The sequence below is a fragment of the Streptomyces sp. NPDC045967 genome, assembly GCF_056430495.1.
Window position 1 is genome coordinate 605,666 of record NZ_JBWKLE010000002.1, and the last position, 20,124, is coordinate 625,789.

The following is a 20,124-nucleotide window of genomic DNA, read 5'->3' on the forward strand; positions in this document are numbered from 1 at the left end:
GGATTCCTCGGGGGTTCCGCGGCCGCTCGAGGTTCCCAGAAAGGCAAGCGACCGCTTAGTATGCCCGCGAGCGTGGTTCCTCGACGGCGGCTGGAGGCCCCGGATGCAGGCATGGCGAGTACACACCCTGGGAGAGCCCCGAGAGGCCATGCGCCTCGAGGAGGTCCCCGAACCGGTCCCCGGCGAGGGCGAGGTGAGATTGAGGGTGCTCGCGGCGAACCTCAACTTCCCCGACGCGCTCCTCGTCCGCGGCCAGTACCAGATCCGCCCGCCCCTGCCCTTCACCCCCGGCGTCGAGGTCTGCGGCCTGACGGACGACGGCCGCCGCGTCATCGCCACCCCGAGCCTGCCCCACGGCGGCTTCGCCGAATACGTCGTCGCGCCCGAAGAGGCCCTGCTCGCGGCCCCCGAGAGCCTCGACGACGCCCAGGCGGCGGCCCTGCACATCGGCTACCAGACGGGCTGGTTCGGACTGCACCGCCGGGCGCGCCTCCAGCCGGGCGAGACCCTGCTCGTCCACGCCGCCTCCGGCGGGGTCGGCAGCGCGGCCGTGCAGCTCGGCAAGGCCGCCGGCGCCACCGTCATCGGGGTCGTCGGCGGGAAGGCCAAGGTGCGCACCGCCGAGGAACTCGGCTGCGACCTGGTCCTCGACCGCACGGCCGAGGACGTCGTCGCCGGGGTGAAGGAGTTCACCGGCGGCCGCGGGGCCGACGTCGTCTACGACCCCGTCGGCGGCGGCTCCTACACCGCCTCCGCCAAGTGCGTGGCCTTCGAGGGCCGGATCGTCGTCGTCGGCTTCGCCAGCGGCACCGTGCCCGCGCCCGCCCTGAACCACGCCCTCATCAAGAACTACGCGATCCTCGGCCTGCACTGGGGGCTGTACGCCGCCAAGGACCCGGCCGCGATCACCGCCTGCCACACCGAACTCACCCGCCTCGCCGCCGCAGGCGCCGTCAAGCCCCTGGTGAGCGAGACCGTGGCGCTCCCGGCCGTCGCCGACGCCGTGCAGCGCCTCGCCGACGGGACCACGACCGGCCGGGTGGTCCTGGCCCTTCCCCGCGAGCGGGGTGCCTCGCGATGACCTCGACCACCGCCGAGCAGCTGCTCGCCCGCGTCAGGGACCTCCTCGCCGCCCACCCGCCGCGGGCCACCTCCCGTACGGACTTCCTGCGCGCCCGCTTCGACGCCGGACTGGCCTGGGTCCACTACCCCGAAGGTCTGGGCGGCCTCGGCGCGCCCCGTTCCCTCCAGGCCGTCGTCGACGCCGAACTGGAGGCCGCCGGAGCCCCCGACAACGACCCGCGCCGGATCGGCATCGGCCTCGGCATGGCCGCGCCCACGATCCTCGCGTACGGCACCGAGGAGCAGAAGCGGCGCTTCCTGCGCCCCCTGTGGGTCGGCGAGGAGGTCTGGTGCCAGCTCTTCAGCGAGCCCGGCGCCGGGTCCGACCTCGCCGCGCTCGCCACCCGGGCCGTCCTCGACGAGGAAGCCGGAGAGTGGGTGGTCGACGGCCAGAAGGTGTGGACCTCCAGTGCCCACACCGCCCGCTGGGCCATCCTGATCGCCCGCACCGACCCGGCCCAGCCCAAGCACCGCGGCATCACCTACTTCCTGTGCGACATGCACGACCCCGGCGTCGAGGTCAGGCCGCTGCGCCAGATCACCGGCGAGGCCGAGTTCAACGAGGTCTTCCTCACCGGCGTGCGCATCCCCGACGCCCACCGCCTCGGCGCTGTCGGCGACGGCTGGGCCGTGGCCCGGACCACCCTGATGAACGAGCGCGTCTCCATCGGCGGCATGCGCATCCCGCGCGAGGGCGGCATGATCGCGCCGGTCGCCGCCGCCTGGCGCGAACGCCCGGAGCTGCGCACCCACGCCCTGCACCAGCGGCTGCTGGAGCTGTGGGTGGAGGCCGAGGTCGCCCGCCTCACCGGCGAACGGCTGCGCCAGCAGCTCACCGTCGGCCAGCCCGGCCCCGAGGGGTCCGGGATGAAGCTCACCTTCGCCCGCCTCAACCAGGAGATCAGCGCACTGGAGGTCGAACTCCTCGCCGAGGAGGGCCTGTCCTACGAGGACTGGACCATGCGCCGTCCCGAACTGGTCGACTTCACCGGCCGCGACGCCGGCTACCGCTACCTGCGCGCCAAGGGCAACAGCATCGAGGGCGGCACCAGCGAAGTCCTCCTCAACATCGTCGCCGAACGCGTCCTGGGCCTGCCGCCCGAACCGCGCGACGACAAGGACCTCGCCTGGAAGGACCTCGCCCGATGACGACACCCCCGACCCCCGCGACGCCGTCGGCCCCGACGGACCTGCTCTACTCAAAGACCGAAGACGAACTGCGCACCGCCGTACGGTCCCTCCTCGAGGCCCGCGGCACAGCGGCGGGCGTCCTGGCCCGGATCGAGACCGACCAGCCCCACGACCCCGCCCTGTGGCGCACCCTCGCCGCCGGGATCGGCGCTGCCGGTCTCCTGGTACCGGAGAAGCTCGGCGGCCAGGGCGCGAGCCACCGGGAGGCGGCCGTGGTCCTGGAGGAGCTCGGCCGGGCCGTGACCCCCGCCCCCTACCTGACGAGCGCGGTGCTCGCCACCGAGATCCTGCTCGGCTGCGACACCGAGGACGCCGCCCCGCTGCTGCGGGAGCTGGCCTCGGGGCGGCAGGTGTGCGTACCGGCCGTGCCGCTCACCCTCGCCCCCGGCGCGCCGCTCCCTGCCGCCGTCCGGGACTCCGGCGGCGGGACCCTGACCGGTACGGTCACCTCCGTCGCGGACGCGGTGGCCGCCGATGTCCTGCTGGTGCTCGCCGACACCGGGCTGTACGCCGTCCCCGCCGCCTCGGCACGGCTCGACCCGCAGGTACCGCTCGACCTGACCCGGCCGCTGGCCGCCGTCACCCTCGACGCGGCGGCCGGCGCCCGGCTCGCCGACGCGGCCACGGCCCGGGCGGCCGTCGCCGGCGCCCTGCTCTCCGGGGCCGGACTGCTCGCCTCCGAGCAGCTGGGGATCGCCGAGTGGTGCCTGGCGCAGACCGTCGGATACCTCAAGGTCCGCCACCAGTTCAACCGGCCCGTCGGCTCCTTCCAGGCCCTCAAGCACCGGCTCGCACGTCTCTGGCTCGACGTGGCCTCGGCCCGGGCGGCGGCCCGCGCGGCGGCCGACGCACTGGCCACCCAGTCCCCCGACGCGCCGCTCACGGTCGCCGTGGCCCAGGCCTACTGCTCGGGCGTGGCCGTCCGGGCCGCGGAGGAGTGCGTGCAGCTGCACGGCGGCATCGGCATGACCTGGGAGCACCCGGCCCACCTCTACCTCAAGCGGGCCAAGGCCGACTCCCTGGCCCTCGGCACGGCCGGCCACCACCGCGGCCTGGTCGCCGAGTTCGCGGAACTCCCGGCACCCTGACGGGCGGCGTACGCCCCGACCGCCCGAGCGGGTGCCCGGTCCCACCCGGCCGGGCACCCGCTCGCGGCGCTGCGTACCGTCCGGATGGCGGAGCCCCCCGCCCGGACGGCCGGTCCCGTCCCTTCCCCGCGTGTGGCCGCCCCCTGGCGCAGCCCGCACCCGCCCCGGCTCCAGCGCGCGGCGGACCGGTCCCGGTCCGCCCGCCGCCAGCCGGTGACCTCGCCCGCCGCGCCGCGTTAGACCCGTAGCCGCCGGCCACCGAGCGAGGGAGACCGCATGTCCGCAGTACCCGCCGCAGTTCCCACCCGCCGCGCCCTGTTCCGTACGGCCTTCACCGCGGCCGTGCTCGCCGGGACCGCGGCGGCGCTCGCCCCGGTCCTGCGGGCCCGCCGGCCCCGGCAGACCCTCACCCCGGCGCCGCTCGCGGAGGAGACGTACCGGGGCCGGCACATCGCCGTCGACAGGGCCGGAATCCGCATCGACGGGCGCCCCCTGCACGTCATGCGCCGGGCCGACGGCAGTTACCTGAGCGGGGTCAACCACTTCCAGTCCTTCGGGACACCGCTGGAACTGGCCCGTGCCGCCGTCGACGAACTGGGCACCGCCCACCTCGCGTCGGCGTCCGCCCCGCACCACGGCTGACGGGAGGAACCCGCGGTGTACATCCGGCAGAACCAGAAGAACCTGACCAGCGCCCAGAAGAAGCGCTTCACGGCGGCCGTACTGGAACTCAAGCGCAGCGGCGTCTACGACTCCTTCGTCCGCACCCACGGCACCTACTTCGTGCCCGACCGTGAACGCAGACTCCGCGTCGGGCACATGTCCCCGTCGTTCTTCCCCTGGCACCGCTACTACCTGCTGGAGTTCGAGAGGCAGCTGCGGGCCGTGGACCCGGGCGTGTCCCTTCCGTACTGGGACTGGACCACCGACCGCAGCCCCGTCTCCTCGCTCTGGGCCGACGACTTCCTGGGCGGCACCGGCCGTGCGGCGGACCGCCGGGTGATGACGGGACCGTTCGCCTACGACAAGGGCAACTGGACGGTCACCGTCGGGGTCTCGGAGGCCCGCTTCCTCACCCGCAACCTCGGACGCCCGCAGAACCCGATCACCCTGCCCACCGCGGCCGAACTGCAGTGGGCCCTCGACGACCCGGTCTACGACGTGTCGCCCTGGGACTCCACCGCCACCGCGGGCGGGTTCCGCAACAAGCTCGAGGGGTGGGCCGCCCCCAGGAGCGAGCGCTGGCGCAACCACAACAAGGTGCACCAGTGGATCGGCGGTCACATGACGGGCGGCACCGCGCCCAACGACCCGGCGTTCTGGCTGCACCACGCCTTCGTGGACCTGGTCTGGGACCGCTGGCAGCAGAAGCACCCGGGCTCCGGCTACCTGCCCGCCGCGCCGCTCCCGCTCGGCGACCTCCAGCGCGGACGGGTGATCGCCCTCGACGAGCCGATGCCGCCGTGGGACGTCACCCCCCGTCAGATGCTCAGCCACCAGCGTCTCTACCGCTACGAATGACCCGCCCGCGATGATCCGCCGCGCGCGGGCGGCGGGAGACGGCACACGGGAAGGGCCCCCGCCGCACGGCGGGGGCCCTTCCTCAGGGACCGTCGATCAGACGATCGGACGGTCACGTGATCAGTGGCCGTAGCCGTCCTCGGTGTGGTGCTCGGCGCCGCCGCCCGAGGCGTTCACGCAGGTGTTGCCGAACGCCGGGTTCAGCAGGGCGATCACGTTGACGGTGTTGCCGCAGACGTTGACCGGGACGTGAACCGGAACCTGGACCAGGTTGCCCGACAGGACGCCGGGGGAGCCGACCGCCGCACCGTGCGCTCCGGCATCGGCGACGGCCAGACCCGCTCCGGCGGCCACGACGCTACCGGTGACAGCGGTGACGGCGAATGCCTTCGCGATACGCGACATCAAGATCTCCTCATGAGAAACAGGGCACCGCAGGGTGTGTGCGGCGTTTGACATGGCATACAACGCCGGGAGGGGCGGGGGGTCACGGTCGCTGGGCCTACTTGGTGAGGTCACCGCCACGGCTTGTCACCCGCGGGGCCGCCGTGCGACCGTGCGCGCACCGCGCGCGTGCGCGGGGCGTCAGCCAGGGAGGACGAGATGAGCACAGCGGACGGCGACACCGGCGGCCGTCCCCGGGCCCGGACCGCGCACGGCGTGGTAGAGGGCCGTACGGGGCCGTACGGGACCGCCGTCTTCCGCGGCGTCCCCTACGCCGCCCCGCCCGTCGGCGCCCTGCGCTTCGCGGCGCCCGCACCCCCGGAGCCCTGGGACGGCGTGCGCGACGCCGGAGCCTACGGCCCCACCGCGCCGAAGGTCCCCTACCCGCCGAGGTTCGCCGCGCTGCTCGCCGACCCGGACGTCCCCGGCGAGGGCTGCCTGAGCGTCAACGTGTGGACCCCCGACCCGGCGCCCGGGGCGCGGCTCCCCGTCATGGTGTGGATCCACGGCGGGGCGCTGACCCGGGGCTCCTCGGCCGTCCCCGTCTACGACGGCTCGGCCTTCGCCCGCGACGGGGTCGTCCTCGTCTCCCTGAACTACCGCCTCGGTGTCCTCGGCTACGGGCTCTTCCCCGACGCCCCCGCCAACCGGGGCCTGCTGGACCAGATCGCCGCCCTGGAGTGGGTCCGGGACAACATCACGGCCTTCGGCGGCGACCCGGCCCGCGTCACCGTCTTCGGCGAGTCCGCCGGAGCCATCAGCACCGGCGCCCTGCTCGCCGCCCCCGGGGCCGCCGGGCTCTTCGCCCGCGCGGTGCTGCAGAGCGGCGCTCCCGAGACGCTGCACCGCGACCGGGTGCGCACCGTGGTCCGGCGGATGGCCTCGCTGCTGAAGACGGCCCCCACCGCCGCCGCCTTCGGCGCCACCGCCCTGCCCGCCCTGCTCGCGGCCCAGGCCGCCGTGCTGCGCCGGTCGGGCCCCTTGGCCGGGGGGCCGGCCTTCGGCCTGGTGACCGACCCGGACACCCTGCCCGCGGATCCGCTCGACGCGGCCCGGGCCACGGACGTACCGCTGCTGCTGGGCTGGACCGCCGAGGAGTACCGGCTCTGGCTGGCCCCGACGGGCACCCTGGGACTGCTGGACCGGCTGGGCCCGCTCGCCGTGGCCCTGGCCCGCCGGCGCAGCGGCAAGGACCGGGACGCCGTACGGGTGCTGCGCGCCGCGCTGCCCGGAGCCGGCCCCGGCGACCTCGCGGGACAGCTGCTCACCGACCTGCTGCTGCGCGACCCCCTGCGCCGGCTCGCCGGCGCGCGGCGGGCGGCTCCGAGCTTCCTCTACGAGTTCGCCTGGCGCTCGGGCGTGCCGGGACTGGGCTCCTGCCACGCGCTGGAACTGGGCTTCGTGTTCGACACCCTGCACACGCCGGAGGCGGCCCGGCTCGCCGGCCCGGACGCCCCGCAGGCGCTGGCCGACGAGATGCACGCGGCCTGGGTGCGCTTCGCGACGACCGGCGATCCCGGCTGGGCACCCTGGGACGGCTCCGGCCCGCCGAAGGTGTTCGGCGGGCCGGAGGCGGGAACGGCGCAGCGGGGCGGGCTGGAGGCCCGGCCGCCGTCGGACCTTACTCGACGGGTCCTTCCATGACCTTGCTGATGTACTGGATCGGCCCCTCGCCCATGTTGGGGACGTAGGTCTTGGCGTTGTGCTGGCCGCCCTTGATGATCCTCAGCTCGGTGTGCACCGGACCCTTGTTGCCGAAGGTGGCGATGAACTTCTGGACGTCCGGCAGCGTCTTCTTGTTGTTCTCGCTGTCGCCGACCTGGAAGGCGAGGTAGACGTCCGGACCCTTGCTGTCGATGAGCTGCTTCGCCAGCACCTCCGGGTTGTTCTCGGCCTTCTCCTTGTCGTGGCCCTTCCACAGGGAGGAGTCCGGGACGATGTCCGGGCCGGAGGCGATGACGGCCTTGAACTTGTCCGGGTGCTTGAGCACGGCCTTCAGGCCCGCGAAACCGCCGGTGGAGGAGCCCATGAAGGCCCAGCCGTCACGGGACTTCACGGTCCGGAAGTTCGCCCTCACCAGATCCGGGACGTCCTCGGTCAGCCACGTGCCCATCTTGGGCTGGCCGGGGATGTCGGAGCCGTCCCAGTAGACGCCCTTGTCGTCCGGGCCCGGGTTGAGCACCGGCATGGCCAGGATGAAGGGTTTGCTCTTCCCCTCCGCGTACCACTTGGCGATGCTGGTCTGGAGACCGAGGTCGGTGCCCATCCAGTAGTTGCTCGGGTACCCGGCGCCGCCCGGCAGGGCGATCATGACGGGGAAGCCGCTCTTGGCGAACTCGGGGTCGTCGTACTCCTTGGGCGCCCAGACCCACACCTTGCCCTTGAAGCCCGACTTCTTGCCGTCCAGGGTGGTGACCGCCACGTGTGTCCCGTCGGGCAGGGTCATCGAGTTCTTGAACTCGGCCCTGGGCCCGGTGGGCATCAGCATCTTGGAGTCCGGCGCGGGCGGGGCCGCGTTCTTGCCGCCGGCGGCGCCGGAGGGGGTCCCGAAGGAGACGGCCGCGCCCTTGTCGGTGAACGGGGGTATCTCGTAGTGGTTCATCACGCCGGCCGCGATGCCCGCCAGCGCGAGGACGGACACGCCCGCGACCACCCAGCGCCGGGTGCGGGAGCGGCGCCGCGGGGCCGGTTCGGGCTCCTGCCCGTAGGGCTCGTACGGCTCCTGGCCACTGGGGGGCCGCTGCCCGTACGGTTCCTGCCCGTACTGCTGCTGTCCGTACGGTTCCTGCCCGTACGGCTGCCGCCCGTGCGGGTCGCCGTGGGGCTGCTGCGGGTTCTGGCCCTCCGGCCGGTACGGCGGCTGGTACTGCGGCCCGTCGGGTGCGTACGACATGTGCGGTGGCTCTCCGGCTGGTGCTGCCCCGAGGGGCGGTGGTCTGGCGTGCGTGGTCCTTCCGTTCGAAGGATGAACGAAATCATGCCAGGGTTCCGGATTTTTCCTTCTCTTGGGATTCTCCGGAGCCGGCCGTTGCCCGACGGCCCGGCAGCCCGCTGACGTTCCCGGTCCGTTCACCCGACGGGTCTGGCCCCTGCGCACGCCCCTGGGTAAGGTGCCCCCGCCCCGCGAGAGGAGAAGCCGCCGTGAGCCTCCAGCGCCGGATCCTGATCCTGGCCGCCGCCGTCGTCCTGCTCGCCGCCGTGGCCGTGACGGCTCTGGTGCGGGCCTCCGCCGAGGCGGGGGAGAAGGACCGGACCCGGGCGGACGGCCCACGGGTCGCCCGCGGCACGGTCTCCCTGGCCCCGGCCGGCGGCCCGCGGATCGTCTTCCGCAACATGGCCTGGGGGCCGCACCGCGACGAGCTCGCCACCGTCGCGGCGGGCGCTCCGGAGGGCGACCGCACCGTCGCGGGGGTGACCTGCCTGCGCTTCCACACGGCGGGCGGTACCGGGATCTGCCTCCAGGCCGACCGCGGCGCAGTCCCGGAGCGCTACCGGGCCGTCGTCCTCGACGCCCGCCTCCGGGAGGTGTCCGCGCACGCGGTGAGCGGCATCCCCACCCGCGCCCGCGTCTCGCCGGGCGGCCGGCTCGCCGCCTGGACGGTCTTCGTCGGCGGGGACTCGTACGCCGGAACCGACTTCTCCACCCGGACCTCGGTGCTCGACCTGCGCACCGGGCGGCTCGAGTCCTCCCTCGAGGACTTCACGGTCCTCAAGGACGGCAAGCCGTACCGCAGCGCCGACGTGAACTTCTGGGGAGTCACCTTCACCGCGGACGAGCGGACCTTCTACGCCACCCTGGGCACGGCGGGCCGCACCCACCTCGTGCGCGGGGACCTGGCGGCGCGCACCGTGACCGCGCTGCGCGAGAACGTCGAGTGCCCCTCCCTGTCGCCCGACGGGACGCGGGTGGCCTTCAAGAAGCGGGTGGCGGGCCTGCCGGCCGAGGCGCCGTGGCGGCTGCACGTCCTGGACCTGGCCTCCGGCACCGAGACCGCCCTGGCGGAGGAGCGCAGCGTGGACGACCAGGTGGTGTGGACGGACGACCGCACGGTCGTCTACTCGCTGCCGGGGGACTTCGGGGCCGACCTCCACTCCGTACCGGCCGACGGGAGCGGCGCGCCCGCCCGGCTCATGGCATCGGCCCTCGCCCCGGCCTTCCTCGGATGAACCGGGGAAGGCGCGGGGAAGGGCCGGTGCGGGAGCGTGACGCCGGACGGGGCTGCCGGGGCGGGAGGTTCAGGCGGGGACCAGCGTGCGGCGGCGCCGCTTGCGCTGCGCACCGGCCGACAGCCTCAGCTCGATGACCGAGCGCACGGCCGGCCACTCCTCGTCGAGGACCGAGTAGAAGGCCGTACTGCGGACCGCCCCGTCGAGCCCCCGCGAATGGGCCCGGCGGACGCCCTCGCAGGTGAGGCCGAGCCGTTCCATCGCGGCCCGCGAGCGGCCGTTGCGGGCGTCCGCGCGCAGGGAGATCCGCCGCACGCCCCAGGTCTCGAAGGCGTGGCGGAGCATGAGCAGCTTCGCCTCGGTGTTGATGCCGGTGCCCTGGGCGCCCGGGGACAGCCAGGTGTTGCCGATCTCGGCGGCATCGGGGATCGCCGTCGCCGGATCACCGAAGGGGACGCCGGGTACGGCGGGCCACACCAGGGGGCCCTGCCAGTAGTCGAGGTCCAGGAACCGGGTCGAGCCGACGACCCGCCCGTCCCTGGCTCTGACCACCGCGAACGGGAGCGACCGGCCCGCCGCCTGATCGGCGAGGGCGCGGTCGATGTACTCGTGGGACGCCTGGACCCCGTGGGGTACGGGGGTGAAGGCGTAAGTCGTACGATCCTCGGCACCGGCCACGGCCAGGGCCTCGGCGTGGTGGGGTGCGAGGGGCTCGAGCCGCACGGTGCGGCCGGCGAGGAGTACGGGTACGGGCACGGAGCCTTCGGTCCTTCTGGGCGGTGGGGTGGTTGCACAGTCTGCGTTTCTGACGTCGCCCCCCGTGCAAAACACGGGTGAAAGGCAACGGGCTGTCAGGTGAACGCGGGTGGCTCAATGTAGCCCCTCGAAGTCCTCTCATGAACCCCCCGTTCGGCAATGGCGCGCAGGTCTTTTTCGACGGCGCGGCCACCCGGGTCGCCGGGCCCGTCCGGGGCGTCGAACAGGTGGTCGCCGAGGGGGGAGGGACCGGTCGGGCGGGGCTGGACCGGCCGGGGCGCCGTCCCCGCCCGGACGGCCGTCCGCGCGGGCGGCGTGCCCGTCCGGACCGCCGTCCGTGCCGCCCGTCGTGGTGCCCTCCGTCCGGCGGCCGGTACGGTGACCGGCGTGGACGACGTACTGGGGCGACTGGGAGCCGTGGGGCCCTTCTTCACCGTGGCGTACGGGAAGGAGCCGCCGGCCGGGCCCGGCTTCCGGCCGCTGACCGTGCTGTACGGGGAGCAGCTCGCGCCCTACGTCGCGGAGGTGGGGCGGCGCAGCCGCAGCGGGCCGGGGCGGGTCGCGGCTTCGACCGCGCAGTTCGGCATCGCCGCACGGCTCTGGTCGGTGGCCCTGGGCTGCGCGGCGCTGGCGGGGCGGGTGCCGGACCTCGCCGCCGACCGGGTGTGGTGGCGGCTGCCCGCGGGCGGCTCGCTGGAGCTGTGGCTGCCCGAGCCGGGGGAGCTGCCGGCGCGGGCGCTCGGCGAGAACGTGCTCGGCCACCTCGAGCTGCTCGACGCCGCGCTCCGGGAACGGTTCGGGGTGTCGCCCAAGGTGCTGCGGGGCAACGCCGCGTCCGGGCTGGTGGGCGCCCTGCGGGTGCTGCTCGACCGGGTGCCCGGCGGTGCGGCCGTGGAACTGGCGGGGGCGCTGCTCGCCGAGGGCGGGGCCCTCGCCGGGACCGGCGCCTTCGTCCACGAGGAGGGGCTCGGGGTGGCCTTCGCACGGCGCAGCTGCTGCCTCTACTACCGGGTGCCCGGCGGCGGCTTGTGCGGGGACTGCGTGCTGCGGACCCGGTGAACGGCGAGGGCCCCCGGGAGCGCGTGCTCCCGGGGGCCCCGTGGCTGCGGCGGCCGGCGCCGCGGGCCGGAACTAGAAGGTGAGGTTCCAGGCGTCGATCCTGCCGACGTCGCCGCCCGCGTTGTCGTTCACCCGGAGCTTCCAGGTCCCGTTCGCGACCTCCGAGGAGGCGTTGACGGTGTAGGTCTGGTTGATGTTGTCCGTGCCGGAGCCGCTGCGGTTGTGCAGGGTGTAGGCGGTGCCGTCGGGCGCGATCAGGTCGACCTTGAGGTCGCCGATGTAGGTGTGCACGATGTTCACGCCCACCTTGAGGGTGGCCGGGGCGTTGCCCGTCACCCCGCTGACGGTGACCGGGCTCTCCACCGTGGTGTTGTCGCCGATGGCGAAGTCCCCGGTGTTCTCGAAGAACTTGCCGGGCGGCGGGGTGCTGCCGACGGCCTTGAGCGCGTCGACCTGGCCCTCGCCGAAGAAGCCGTTCTTCGTCGTGGTGCCCTTGCAGCGGCTGTCCGACGGGCAGGCGACGTCGTTGGCCTGGACGGCCAGCTTGTCGCGCAGCTGCGCCGGGGTGATGCCCGGGTTGGTGCTCGCCAGCAGCGCGGCCACACCGGCCACGTGCGGGGAGGCCATCGAGGTGCCGCTCATGCTGCCGTACTTGCCGCCCGGCAGCGTGCTGTAGATGCCGGTCGCGTCGCCGCCGGGGGCCGTCACGTCGACGACGTTCAGGCCGTAGTTGGAGTACGAGGCCTTCGCGGTGGTGCCCATCGCCGAGACCGTGACCACGCCCGGGAGCTCGGTCGGGATGTCGAGGCAGGCGTTGGTGATGGTGCGGGTGACCGGCGTCGAGTCGTTCGGGCTCTCGGTGTCGGTCGTCTTGTTGGCCAGGTCGATGTTGGAGTTGCCGGCCGCCGCGACCTGGAGCGAGCCCTTGCCCTCGGCGTACTCCTGGGCGCGCTTGACGCCCTCGATGATCGCGGCCTGGTCGGCGTTGTCCGGGCAGTTGAACTGCCACGGGTCCGTGTAGTAGCTGTTGTTGGTGACCTTGAAGCCGTGGTCGCCCGCCCACATGAAGCCGCAGACGGTGTTCTCGGGGAAGAACAGCGAGGAACCCGGCTCGGCGATGCGCACCGAGGAGATCTTCACGCCCGGGGCCACGCCGATGACGCCCTTGCCGTTCTTGGCCGCGGCGACCGTTCCGGCCACGTGCGTGCCGTGGGTGCCGACGTCGCGCCAGGCGCCGGCGCGGGTGTCGGCCTTGCCGTAGGCGCAGGACGCGGAGTCCGCGGCGTTGAAGTTCGGCGCCAGGTCCTGGTGCTGGTCGTCCACACCGGTGTCCAGGATGCCGACCTTGACGGTGGCGGAGCCGGTGGTGACGGCCCAGGCCTGGTCGGCCTTGATCTGTGTCATGTCGGCGCGGACCGGCTCGCCCGCCGGGGTGGTGGACTGCGCCGGGTTGGCGGGCAGCGTCGGGTTGTAGGCGTCCGCCGGCACGTCGGAGGTGCGGGTGGCGCCGACCTGCTGGACACCGCTCACCGCGCGCATGGCGGTGGCGAAGGAGCCGGAGGCCGAGTGGGCGACGATGACGCCGATGGCGTCGTAGGACGCGAAGACCGAGCCGCCCTTGGAGGCGACCGCGGCGCGCACCGCGGAGGTGTCACCGGGCGTGGTGATCACGAAGTAGGCGCGGGTGCCGGCAACCCAGGTCGCACTCTGGGACGTCGGGGCCGCGGCCTGGGGAGCCGCCGCTGCCGCCGGGGCGGAAGCGGAGCCGGACGGGTTGACGGGGTCCGTGCCGGCGAGCGCGGCGGGGGTCCCGAGGACCAGTGCGGCGCCGAGGGTGGCGGCCAGCACGAGGGTACGTCGAGGTCGGCTGGATATGTGGGGTATCAATGCGTCCTCCGATGGCCCGGCGGGCGGATGACGCCTACCGGGCCGTACGAAACGAGTGGTGGACGCAAGATGTCAGACGGGTGCCCCGGTATGGAAGTACCTTTTACCGCAGGCGCGTTCTCCGGCCCATGGCTGAAAACCGCCCCTACCGGGAGGTGTCGGGACCGACCGGGCTGGGCACCGTGGGGGCGAGCCCTGCCCGGCCGGCCCGCGAGGGCCCACCGGCTAGACCGGTACGCCGTCCTTGGCGACTTCGGGCTGGGGCGGGACGGTGCCCGCCGGCTCGTGCGGACCGTCGTCGATGAGCGTGGTCTCGTCGAACGGCAGCCGGCCGGCGAGCACCTCGGCGGCCCGCCCGCGGTCGAACTCCTTGGTCCAGGTGCCGATGAGCACCGTCGCGACCGCGTTTCCGGCGAAGTTGGTCAGCGCCCGCGCCTCGCTCATGAACCGGTCGATGCCGACGATGAGGCCGACCCCGTCCACCAGTTCCGGCCGGTGCGACTGCAGTCCGCCGGCGAGCGTGGCCAGGCCCGCTCCGGTCACCCCGGCCGCGCCCTTCGAGGCGATGACCATGAACAGCAGCAGGGAGATCTGCTCGCCGAGCGCGAGCGGCTGTCCCATCGCCTCCGCGACGAAGAGGGAGGCCATGGTCAGGTAGATCGCGGTCCCGTCCAGGTTGAAGGAGTACCCGGTCGGCACCGTGATGCCGGTGACCGGCCGGGAGACCCCGAGGTGCTCCATCTTGGCGATGAGCCGCGGCAGCGCCGACTCCGAGGAGGACGTGGACAGGATCAGCAGGAACTCGCGGCCGAGATAGCGCAGCAGGGAGAACACGCTGACCCCGGTGCACACCCGCAGCAGTGTGCCGAGCACCGCGAAGACGAAGATCAGGCAGGTCGCGTAGAAGCCGATCATGATGACGGCCAGGGACTTGAGCGCGTCGATGCCGGTCGCCCCGACCACCGCCGCGATCGCGCCGAAGGCGCCCACCGGGGCTGCCCACATGATCATCGCGAGGATCCGGAACACGAGCTTCTGCACGTGCCCGATCCCGCGCAGCACCGGTTCGCCCGCCGCGCCCATGGCCTGGAGCGCGAAGCCGGACAGCAGCGCCACCAGCAGGGTCTGGAGCACCTCGCCGCCGGTGAAGGCGGACACCAGGGTGGTGGGGATGATTCCGAGCAGGAACTCCGGGGTGCTCTCGGCCCCGCCCGCCTTCGCCTGTGCCTCGCCGGCCTGCTTGGCCGCCTCGGTCAGGTGCAGGCCGCTGCCCGGGTCCAGCAGGTTCCCCACGACGAGGCCGATGGCGAGGGCCACGGTGGACATCACCATGAAGTAGCCGAGGGCGAGCCCGCCCACCGCGCCCACCTTGGCGGCCTTGCGGACCGAGCCGATGCCCAGCACGATCGTGCAGAAGATCACGGGCGAGATCATCATCTTGATGAGGTTGACGAAGCCGGTGCCCAGCGGCTTGAGCTCCACGGCCACGCCGGGTGCGGCGAAGCCGACGGCGATGCCGAGCAGCACCGCGGCGATCACCGCGATGTACAGGTAGTGCGTTCTGTCGCGCGTGGCGGCCACGGTGCCTCCTGGTGGTGAATACGTTCCGGGAGGACCATGACCGACCGCTGTGACCCCGGTCACCCTTGCGTTCATTGAGTTCACGGGCCGGTGCACACTGAGCGCCATGTTCCGTTTGCCCCGGCCGCCGCGCAGCCTCGCCGGCCAGCTCTTCGCGATGCAGGTGCTGCTCGTCGCCCTGGTCGTGGCCGGCTGCGCCGTCTTCGCCTACGCCACCGCGCGCGGCCAGGCCGAGGACGCCGCCCGCCGCCAGGCCGGGGCGGTGGCCCGCGCGGTCGCCGACTCCCCGTCGGTCCTGGAGGCCGTACGGGAGGCCGCGCGCGGCGGCGATCCCGCGGCCCGCCTCCAGCCCTACGCGGAACGGGTGCGCGTCGACTCCGGCGTGGACTTCGTCACGATCATGGATCCGGCCGGGCGGCGCTGGACCCACCCCGACCCGCGCCGGATCGGCGAGCCCTACCTGGGCAACACCGTCGCCGCCCTGGGCGGGGAGACCTTCAGCGAGACCTACACCGGCACCCTCGGACCCTCGATCCGGGTGGTCACCCCGCTCACGGACGACGGCCGCGTGGTCGGCATGGTCAGCGCGGGCATCACCGTCCGGGCGATCAGCGCGCGTCTCGCCGAGCAACTCGCCGCCCTGGTGTGGGTGGCGGCCGCGGCCCTCGCCCTCGGCGGCGCGGGCACGTACGTCGTCAACGCCCGGCTGCGCCGCCACACCCACGGGATGAACGCGGCCGAACTCAGCCGGATGTACGACTACCACCAGGCGGCCCTGCACGGCGTGCGCGAGGGCCTGCTGATGCTCGACGGGCGGCGGCGCATCACCCTGATCAACGACGCGGGACGCGAACTGCTGGGGCTGCGGGAGGTGGCGACCGGCACCGGGGTGGCGGACCTCGGGCTGCCCGCACCCCTCACCGGAGCACTGCTCGCCGACCGGCCCAGGGTGGACGAGGTGCACCTCACCGCCGACCGGGTGCTCGTCGTCAACAGCTCGCCCGTCGCGGGCGGCGGCCGCCGGGGCACCGTGGTCACCCTGCGCGACCACACCGAACTCCAGGCGCTGACCGGTGAGTTGGACCACGAACGCGGCTTCACCCAGGCGCTGCGGTCTCAGGCGCACGAGGCGGCGAACCGGCTGCACACCGTGGTCTCGCTCATCGAGCTCGGCCGGGCGGAGGAGGCGGTGGAGTTCGCGACCGCGGAGCTGGAACTGGCGCAGGCCCTGACCGACGAGGTGGTCACGGCCGTCGGGGAGCCGGTGCTCGTGGCGCTGCTCCTCGGCAAGGCGGCCCAGGCCCACGAGCGGGGCGTCGAGTTGGTGGTCACCCCCGACAGCACGGCCGTCGACACGGGGCCCGCCACCCCGCCGGCCCGGGACCTGGTCACCGTGGTCGGCAATCTCGTGGACAACGCCATGGACGCGCTGACCGGCGTCCCGGGGGGCCGGATCGCGGTCACCGTGCGCCGCGACGGGGAGGGGATCCTGCTGCGGGTCGCGGACAGCGGGCCCGGCCTCCCGGAGGGGGTGGACGTGTTCCGGCGCGGCTGGTCCGGCAAGGGCGAGGGCCGTGGCCTGGGCCTGGCGCTCGTCCGGCAGGTGGCGCAGCGCCACGGGGGTACGGCGGAGGCCGCCCCCGGCGCCTCGGGCGGCGCGGAGTTCACCGTACGGCTGCCCGCGCCCGTTCCGGCCGCCGCCGCGGGCGGGCCGGCGTGAGCGCGCCCGAGGTGCGGGTCCTGATCGTCGAGGACGACCCGGTCGCCGCCGACGCGCACGCCCTCTACGTCGGCCGGGTCCCCGGTTTCACCGCGGTCGCCGCCGTGCACTCGCTCGCCGAGGCCACCCGGGTCCTGGAACGGACCCGGATCGACCTGCTGCTCCTGGACCTCACCCTGCCCGACGGGCACGGGCTGCGCTTCGCCCGCGGGCTGCGGGCCGCCGGGCATCCCGTCGACGTGATCGTGGTGACCTCGGCGCGGGACCTGGCCGTGGTCCGCGAGAGCGTCTCCCTCGGCGTGGTCCAGTACGTGCTGAAGCCGTTCGCCTTCCCGACCCTGCGCGAACGGCTCCTGCGCTACGCCGAGTTCCGCGCGACGGCGGGCGAGGCGGCCGGCCAGGACGACGTCGACCGGGCGATGGCCGCCCTGCGCGCGCCGCGCCCGGCCGAACTCCCCAAGGGGCTGAGCGCGCCGACCCTGGACCGGGTCGCCGCGCTGCTGCGGTCGGCCCCCGAGGGGCTGACCGCTGCGGGGGCGGCCGAGGCGGCGGGCATCTCGCGGATCACCGCCCGCCGCTACCTGGAGCACCTGGTGGACACCGGCCGCGCGGACCGCACGCCCCGGTACGGTCAGGTCGGCCGCCCCGAACTGCACTACCGCTGGCTGGCGGCGGCGGCCGGCTCCGTGTCGAAGGTGTAGAACTTCCGGTGGTCGAGCATGTCCGCCGGGGTCACGTCGTTCCACGGCCGCATCGTGTCGTGCAGGTCCACGACGTTCGGCGTGCCGGCCGCCGGCAGGTAGCCCGCCTGCGGGTGGCGGGCCTGCCAGTCGGCCCACAGCTTGTCCACGAAAGCGTGGTGCATCCAGAACACCGGGTCGTTGGGCGAGACCCCGGTGGCCATCTGGCCGCCGACCCACACGTGCACCCGGTTGTGCAGGTTGGCGCCCCGCCAGCCCTCCAGGTTGTTGCGGAAGCCGCTGGAGGAACTGTTCCACGGGGCCGCGTCGTACACCGGCATGGCGAGTACCGCGTCCACCTCGGCCTTGGTCGGCAGCTCGGCGGTGCCCTGCCCGAGGGCCCGGCGCAGGTAGGCGCGCCCGTCCACGCGGACGCCTATGTTCCATCTGCCCGTCGCATGGGCGAAGGGCCCGTCGAGGACCTGGCCGTCGCGGGCCCGGCCGGTGCCGCCGAGGAAGTCGGCGGCCCAGAGGGAGGAGCGGGCGGTGCGGTCGACGGTCCAGTCCCAGTACGGGAGCGTGACGTTCGCATCCACTTCCTGGAGAGCGGCCTCGAACTCCAGCAGAAACCGGCGGTGCCAGGGCAGGAAGGAGGGGGAGCGGTGCCCGACCCGGTCGCCTCCGTCGGTGTCGCTCATGATGAAGCCGTTGTGGGTGGTGACGAAGCGGTCGTACCGGCCGGTGCGCTTCAGCTCCAGCAGCGCGTTGGTGAAGGCGCGCTTCTCCTCGGGGGTGAGCGCGGCCTGGTTCTTGCGGACGGTCATGCCGTGCCTCCCATGGGGGCGAACGGGGCGAGTGCGGCGCCCTGGAGCTCGCGCACGGCGGCGCGGGCCAGCGAGAGGGGGTCGGAGAACGTCTCGTAGTGGTTGATCACGCTGATCCAGGTGCCGTCGGCGTTCCGCATCACGTGCAGTTCGCGTCCGTCTATCCGGACGGTCGGCAGGCCGGGGGAGTGGTGGCCGCCGTGGTGGCCGCCCCCCGTGGCGGGGGTTATCCGGATGCGGCGGCCCTGGTACACCTCGTCGACCGGGCCGGCGGCGCCGGCGGCGGTACGGGATGCGGTGCGGGAATCGGTGGTGGCGGCGCGCGCGGTGGCGCCGGCCAGCCCGAGGACGGTGAGTGCGCCGGCAGTGGTGCCCAAGGCCTGCCGACGGGTGATCTTGTTCATGGCCGAAGAACTACCAGGCAGGCCAGGGCAGTTGACCGCTATCCGGACATCATCGGACAAGTTTCGTATAGAACGAATTGCACGATCTTTCGAATCGGGGCCGCGTCGGGGATCCGGGCGGGAAGATCTTCGGTGCTGATGCTACTCGGCAGTAATTCCTCCGGCTCGACCGGGCGGCTATGGAGGGGGTCACAGTCTGGAGTCGGCTGGAACTGGAGTGTGAACCTCAGGGGGATATGTCCCTTATTCGCCTATAGTGCCGACATGGCTCTTCATCAGACGAAGGACGCGCACGCCGCCGACGCCGACACGGACGTGTTCGCGTCCGCGCTGAGCGGCCAGGTCCTCCCGAAGTACCGCATGCCCGAAGACCACTCGCCCACCGAGGTCGTCTACGAACTCCTCCGCAACGAACTGCTGTTGGACGGGAACGCCGCCCAGAACCTGGCCACCTTCTGCACCACCTGGTCCGACGACGGCGTCCACCGCCTGATGAACGACTGCCTCGACAAGAACATGATCGACAAGGACGAGTACCCGCAGACCGCCGAGATCGAGGCCCGCTGCGTCAACATCCTGGCCGACCTGTGGAACGCCCCGGCCGGCGACACCGCCGCCGGCTGCTCCACCACCGGTTCCAGCGAGGCGGCGATGCTCGGCGGACTCGCCCTCAAGTGGCGCTGGCGCGCCCGCCGCAGCGCCCAGGGCCTCCCCGTGGACCGCCCCAACCTGGTCTGCGGCCCGGTCCAGGTCTGCTGGGAGAAGTTCGCCCGCTACTTCGACGTCGAGCTGCGCCAGGTCCCCCTGGAACCGGGAGCCACCGGTCTGCGGCCCCACCAGCTCGCCGCGTACGTCGACGAGAACACCATCGGCGTCGTCGCCATCCTCGGCGTCACCTACACCTGCGACTACGAGCCCGTCGAGGCGATCGCCGCCGAACTCGACCGCATCCAGGCCGAGCACGGCTGGGACGTCCCCATCCACGTGGACGGCGCGAGCGGCGCCTTCGTCGCCCCCTTCCTCCACCCCGACGTGGTCTGGGACTTCCGACTGCCGCGCGTCGCCTCCGTCAACACCTCGGGCCACAAGTACGGACTCGCGCCCCTCGGAGTCGGCTGGATCGTCTGGCGCACCGCCGACCTGCTCCCGGCGGAGCTCGTCTTCGACGTGGACTACCTCGGCGGCGACATGCCGACCTTCGCCCTCAACTTCTCCCGCCCCGGCGGCGAGGTCATCGCCCAGTACTACCTCTTCCTGCGGCTGGGCCGGGGCGGCTACCGGCGCGTGCAGCAGGCATGCGCCGACACCGCGCAGTACCTGGCCGCGGAGATCGCCGCGATGGGTCCCTTCACCCTCCTCTACGACGGCCGCGGCGCCCTGCCCGCCGTCTCCTACACCCTCGCCGACCCGGCCGGAGCGGGGTTCAGCCTCTACGACCTCTCCGACCGGCTGCGGATGCGCGGCTGGCAGGTGCCCTCCTACCCGCTGCCCGCCGACCGGGACGACACCGTCATCCAGCGGGTGCTCGTCCGGCACGGGGTGACCCGCGACCAGATCGCCCTGCTCGCCGCCGACCTGCGCCGCGCCGTGGAACACCTCCAGGCCGCACCGCCGCACGAGCCCGCCGCGGCGCCGCGTTCCGGCTTCCACCACTGAAGGGTGCTGCGGCAGGACGGGCGC

General features: G+C 73.5%; 18 protein-coding genes. 11 read left to right on the forward strand and 7 right to left on the reverse strand.

What is annotated here, in order from left to right; genetic code table 11:
• Positions 1 to 103: 103 nt before the first annotated feature.
• From AC07FY_RS06280 to AC07FY_RS06300, 5 genes are all read left to right on the forward strand, one after another.
• Positions 104 to 1,081, forward strand: coding sequence for an NADPH:quinone oxidoreductase family protein (locus AC07FY_RS06280; protein ID WP_479001177.1), 978 nt, complete (start codon positions 104 to 106; stop codon positions 1,079 to 1,081).
• Positions 1,078 to 2,271, forward strand: a complete 1,194-nt coding sequence (locus tag AC07FY_RS06285; protein WP_479001180.1) for an acyl-CoA dehydrogenase family protein — start codon at positions 1,078 to 1,080, stop codon at positions 2,269 to 2,271. The genes AC07FY_RS06280 and AC07FY_RS06285 overlap by 4 nt, the downstream gene beginning before the upstream one ends.
• A complete protein-coding gene (locus AC07FY_RS06290) occupies positions 2,268 to 3,401 on the forward strand; it encodes an acyl-CoA dehydrogenase family protein (RefSeq protein WP_479001183.1) in 1,134 nt (377 codons plus the stop codon). Before AC07FY_RS06285 ends, AC07FY_RS06290 begins: the two co-directional genes overlap by 4 nt.
• A 276-nt stretch (positions 3,402 to 3,677) precedes the next feature.
• A complete protein-coding gene (locus AC07FY_RS06295) occupies positions 3,678 to 4,043 on the forward strand; it encodes a tyrosinase family oxidase copper chaperone (RefSeq protein ID WP_479001186.1) in 366 nt (121 codons plus the stop codon).
• A gap of 15 nt (positions 4,044 to 4,058) precedes the next feature.
• Positions 4,059 to 4,922 carry a tyrosinase family protein gene (locus AC07FY_RS06300; protein WP_479001189.1) on the forward strand — a complete coding sequence of 288 codons (864 nt, stop codon included), beginning with the start codon at positions 4,059 to 4,061 and terminating at the stop codon, positions 4,920 to 4,922.
• Positions 4,923 to 5,042: 120 nt separating this feature from the next.
• Here the strand turns inward: AC07FY_RS06300 and AC07FY_RS06305 are convergent, their stop codons facing one another.
• On the reverse strand, positions 5,043 to 5,327 hold the full coding sequence (locus tag AC07FY_RS06305) for a chaplin (RefSeq protein ID WP_479001192.1): 285 nt from the start codon (positions 5,325 to 5,327) through the stop codon (positions 5,043 to 5,045).
• A gap of 198 nt (positions 5,328 to 5,525) precedes the next feature.
• On the opposite strand from AC07FY_RS06305, the gene AC07FY_RS06310 reads away from it, so the two are divergent.
• Positions 5,526 to 7,010: a carboxylesterase/lipase family protein gene (locus AC07FY_RS06310; RefSeq protein ID WP_479001195.1), complete on the forward strand. Its 1,485-nt coding sequence runs from the start codon at positions 5,526 to 5,528 to the stop codon at positions 7,008 to 7,010.
• Here AC07FY_RS06310 and AC07FY_RS06315 read toward each other — a convergent pair.
• Positions 6,988 to 8,259, reverse strand: coding sequence for an alpha/beta hydrolase (locus AC07FY_RS06315; protein WP_479001198.1), 1,272 nt, complete (start codon positions 8,257 to 8,259; stop codon positions 6,988 to 6,990). The two genes, AC07FY_RS06310 and AC07FY_RS06315, sit on opposite strands and share 23 nt — an antisense overlap.
• Before the next feature lie 248 nt (positions 8,260 to 8,507).
• On the opposite strand from AC07FY_RS06315, the gene AC07FY_RS06320 reads away from it, so the two are divergent.
• The gene (locus AC07FY_RS06320; RefSeq protein ID WP_479001201.1) at positions 8,508 to 9,533 is read left to right on the forward strand and encodes a TolB family protein; all 1,026 of its coding nucleotides are present in this window, start codon (positions 8,508 to 8,510) and stop codon (positions 9,531 to 9,533) included.
• A gap of 69 nt (positions 9,534 to 9,602) precedes the next feature.
• Here AC07FY_RS06320 and AC07FY_RS06325 read toward each other — a convergent pair whose 3' ends face one another.
• On the reverse strand, positions 9,603 to 10,289 hold the full coding sequence (locus AC07FY_RS06325) for a GNAT family N-acetyltransferase (protein ID WP_479001204.1): 687 nt from the start codon (positions 10,287 to 10,289) through the stop codon (positions 9,603 to 9,605).
• Positions 10,290 to 10,667: 378 nt separating this feature from the next.
• On the opposite strand from AC07FY_RS06325, the gene AC07FY_RS06330 reads away from it, so the two are divergent.
• Positions 10,668 to 11,348 (forward strand): (2Fe-2S)-binding protein, encoded by a 681-nt coding sequence (locus AC07FY_RS06330; protein WP_479001206.1) that lies wholly within the window; start codon positions 10,668 to 10,670, stop codon positions 11,346 to 11,348.
• Positions 11,349 to 11,420: 72 nt separating this feature from the next.
• Here AC07FY_RS06330 and AC07FY_RS06335 read toward each other — a convergent pair whose 3' ends face one another.
• Together AC07FY_RS06335 and AC07FY_RS06340 are read right to left on the reverse strand one after the other, a co-directional pair.
• Positions 11,421 to 13,196 (reverse strand): S8 family peptidase, encoded by a 1,776-nt coding sequence (locus tag AC07FY_RS06335; RefSeq protein WP_479001209.1) that lies wholly within the window; start codon positions 13,194 to 13,196, stop codon positions 11,421 to 11,423.
• A 264-nt stretch (positions 13,197 to 13,460) separates the two neighbouring features.
• Positions 13,461 to 14,816, reverse strand: a complete 1,356-nt coding sequence (locus tag AC07FY_RS06340) for a cation:dicarboxylate symporter family transporter (protein WP_479001212.1) — start codon at positions 14,814 to 14,816, stop codon at positions 13,461 to 13,463.
• Positions 14,817 to 14,922: 106 nt separating this feature from the next.
• On the opposite strand from AC07FY_RS06340, the gene AC07FY_RS06345 reads away from it, so the two are divergent.
• Both AC07FY_RS06345 and AC07FY_RS06350 read left to right on the forward strand, forming a co-directional pair.
• Positions 14,923 to 16,536 (forward strand): sensor histidine kinase, encoded by a 1,614-nt coding sequence (locus AC07FY_RS06345; protein WP_479001215.1) that lies wholly within the window; start codon positions 14,923 to 14,925, stop codon positions 16,534 to 16,536.
• On the forward strand, positions 16,533 to 17,237 hold the full coding sequence (locus tag AC07FY_RS06350) for a response regulator (protein ID WP_479001217.1): 705 nt from the start codon (positions 16,533 to 16,535) through the stop codon (positions 17,235 to 17,237). The genes AC07FY_RS06345 and AC07FY_RS06350 overlap by 4 nt, the downstream gene beginning before the upstream one ends.
• On the opposite strand, the gene melC2 is transcribed toward AC07FY_RS06350, so the two are convergent.
• Both melC2 and melC1 read right to left on the reverse strand, forming a co-directional pair.
• Positions 17,192 to 18,040: a tyrosinase MelC2 gene (melC2, locus tag AC07FY_RS06355; RefSeq protein WP_479001220.1), complete on the reverse strand. Its 849-nt coding sequence runs from the start codon at positions 18,038 to 18,040 to the stop codon at positions 17,192 to 17,194. The genes AC07FY_RS06350 and melC2 overlap by 46 nt on opposite strands.
• Positions 18,037 to 18,444, reverse strand: a complete 408-nt coding sequence (gene melC1, locus AC07FY_RS06360; protein WP_479001223.1) for an apotyrosinase chaperone MelC1 — start codon at positions 18,442 to 18,444, stop codon at positions 18,037 to 18,039. Before melC1 ends, melC2 begins: the two co-directional genes overlap by 4 nt.
• A 264-nt stretch (positions 18,445 to 18,708) precedes the next feature.
• On the opposite strand from melC1, the gene gad reads away from it, so the two are divergent.
• Positions 18,709 to 20,100 (forward strand): glutamate decarboxylase, encoded by a 1,392-nt coding sequence (gene gad / locus AC07FY_RS06365; RefSeq protein WP_479001225.1) that lies wholly within the window; start codon positions 18,709 to 18,711, stop codon positions 20,098 to 20,100.
• Positions 20,101 to 20,124 lie beyond the last annotated feature (24 nt).

Coding starts and splice junctions, on each gene's coding strand:
- AC07FY_RS06280 (WP_479001177.1), top strand. CDS start 104: ATGCAGGCATGGCGAGTACACACCCTGGGAGAGCCCCGAGAGGCCATG.
- AC07FY_RS06285 (WP_479001180.1), top strand. CDS start 1,078: ATGACCTCGACCACCGCCGAGCAGCTGCTCGCCCGCGTCAGGGACCTC.
- AC07FY_RS06290 (WP_479001183.1), top strand. CDS start 2,268: ATGACGACACCCCCGACCCCCGCGACGCCGTCGGCCCCGACGGACCTG.
- AC07FY_RS06295 (WP_479001186.1), top strand. CDS start 3,678: ATGTCCGCAGTACCCGCCGCAGTTCCCACCCGCCGCGCCCTGTTCCGT.
- AC07FY_RS06305 (WP_479001192.1), bottom strand. CDS start 5,327: ATGTCGCGTATCGCGAAGGCATTCGCCGTCACCGCTGTCACCGGTAGC.
- AC07FY_RS06310 (WP_479001195.1), top strand. CDS start 5,526: ATGAGCACAGCGGACGGCGACACCGGCGGCCGTCCCCGGGCCCGGACC.
- AC07FY_RS06315 (WP_479001198.1), bottom strand. CDS start 8,259: ATGTCGTACGCACCCGACGGGCCGCAGTACCAGCCGCCGTACCGGCCG.
- AC07FY_RS06345 (WP_479001215.1), top strand. CDS start 14,923: ATGTTCCGTTTGCCCCGGCCGCCGCGCAGCCTCGCCGGCCAGCTCTTC.
- melC2 (WP_479001220.1), bottom strand. CDS start 18,040: ATGACCGTCCGCAAGAACCAGGCCGCGCTCACCCCCGAGGAGAAGCGC.
- melC1 (WP_479001223.1), bottom strand. CDS start 18,444: ATGAACAAGATCACCCGTCGGCAGGCCTTGGGCACCACTGCCGGCGCA.
- gad (WP_479001225.1), top strand. CDS start 18,709: ATGGCTCTTCATCAGACGAAGGACGCGCACGCCGCCGACGCCGACACG.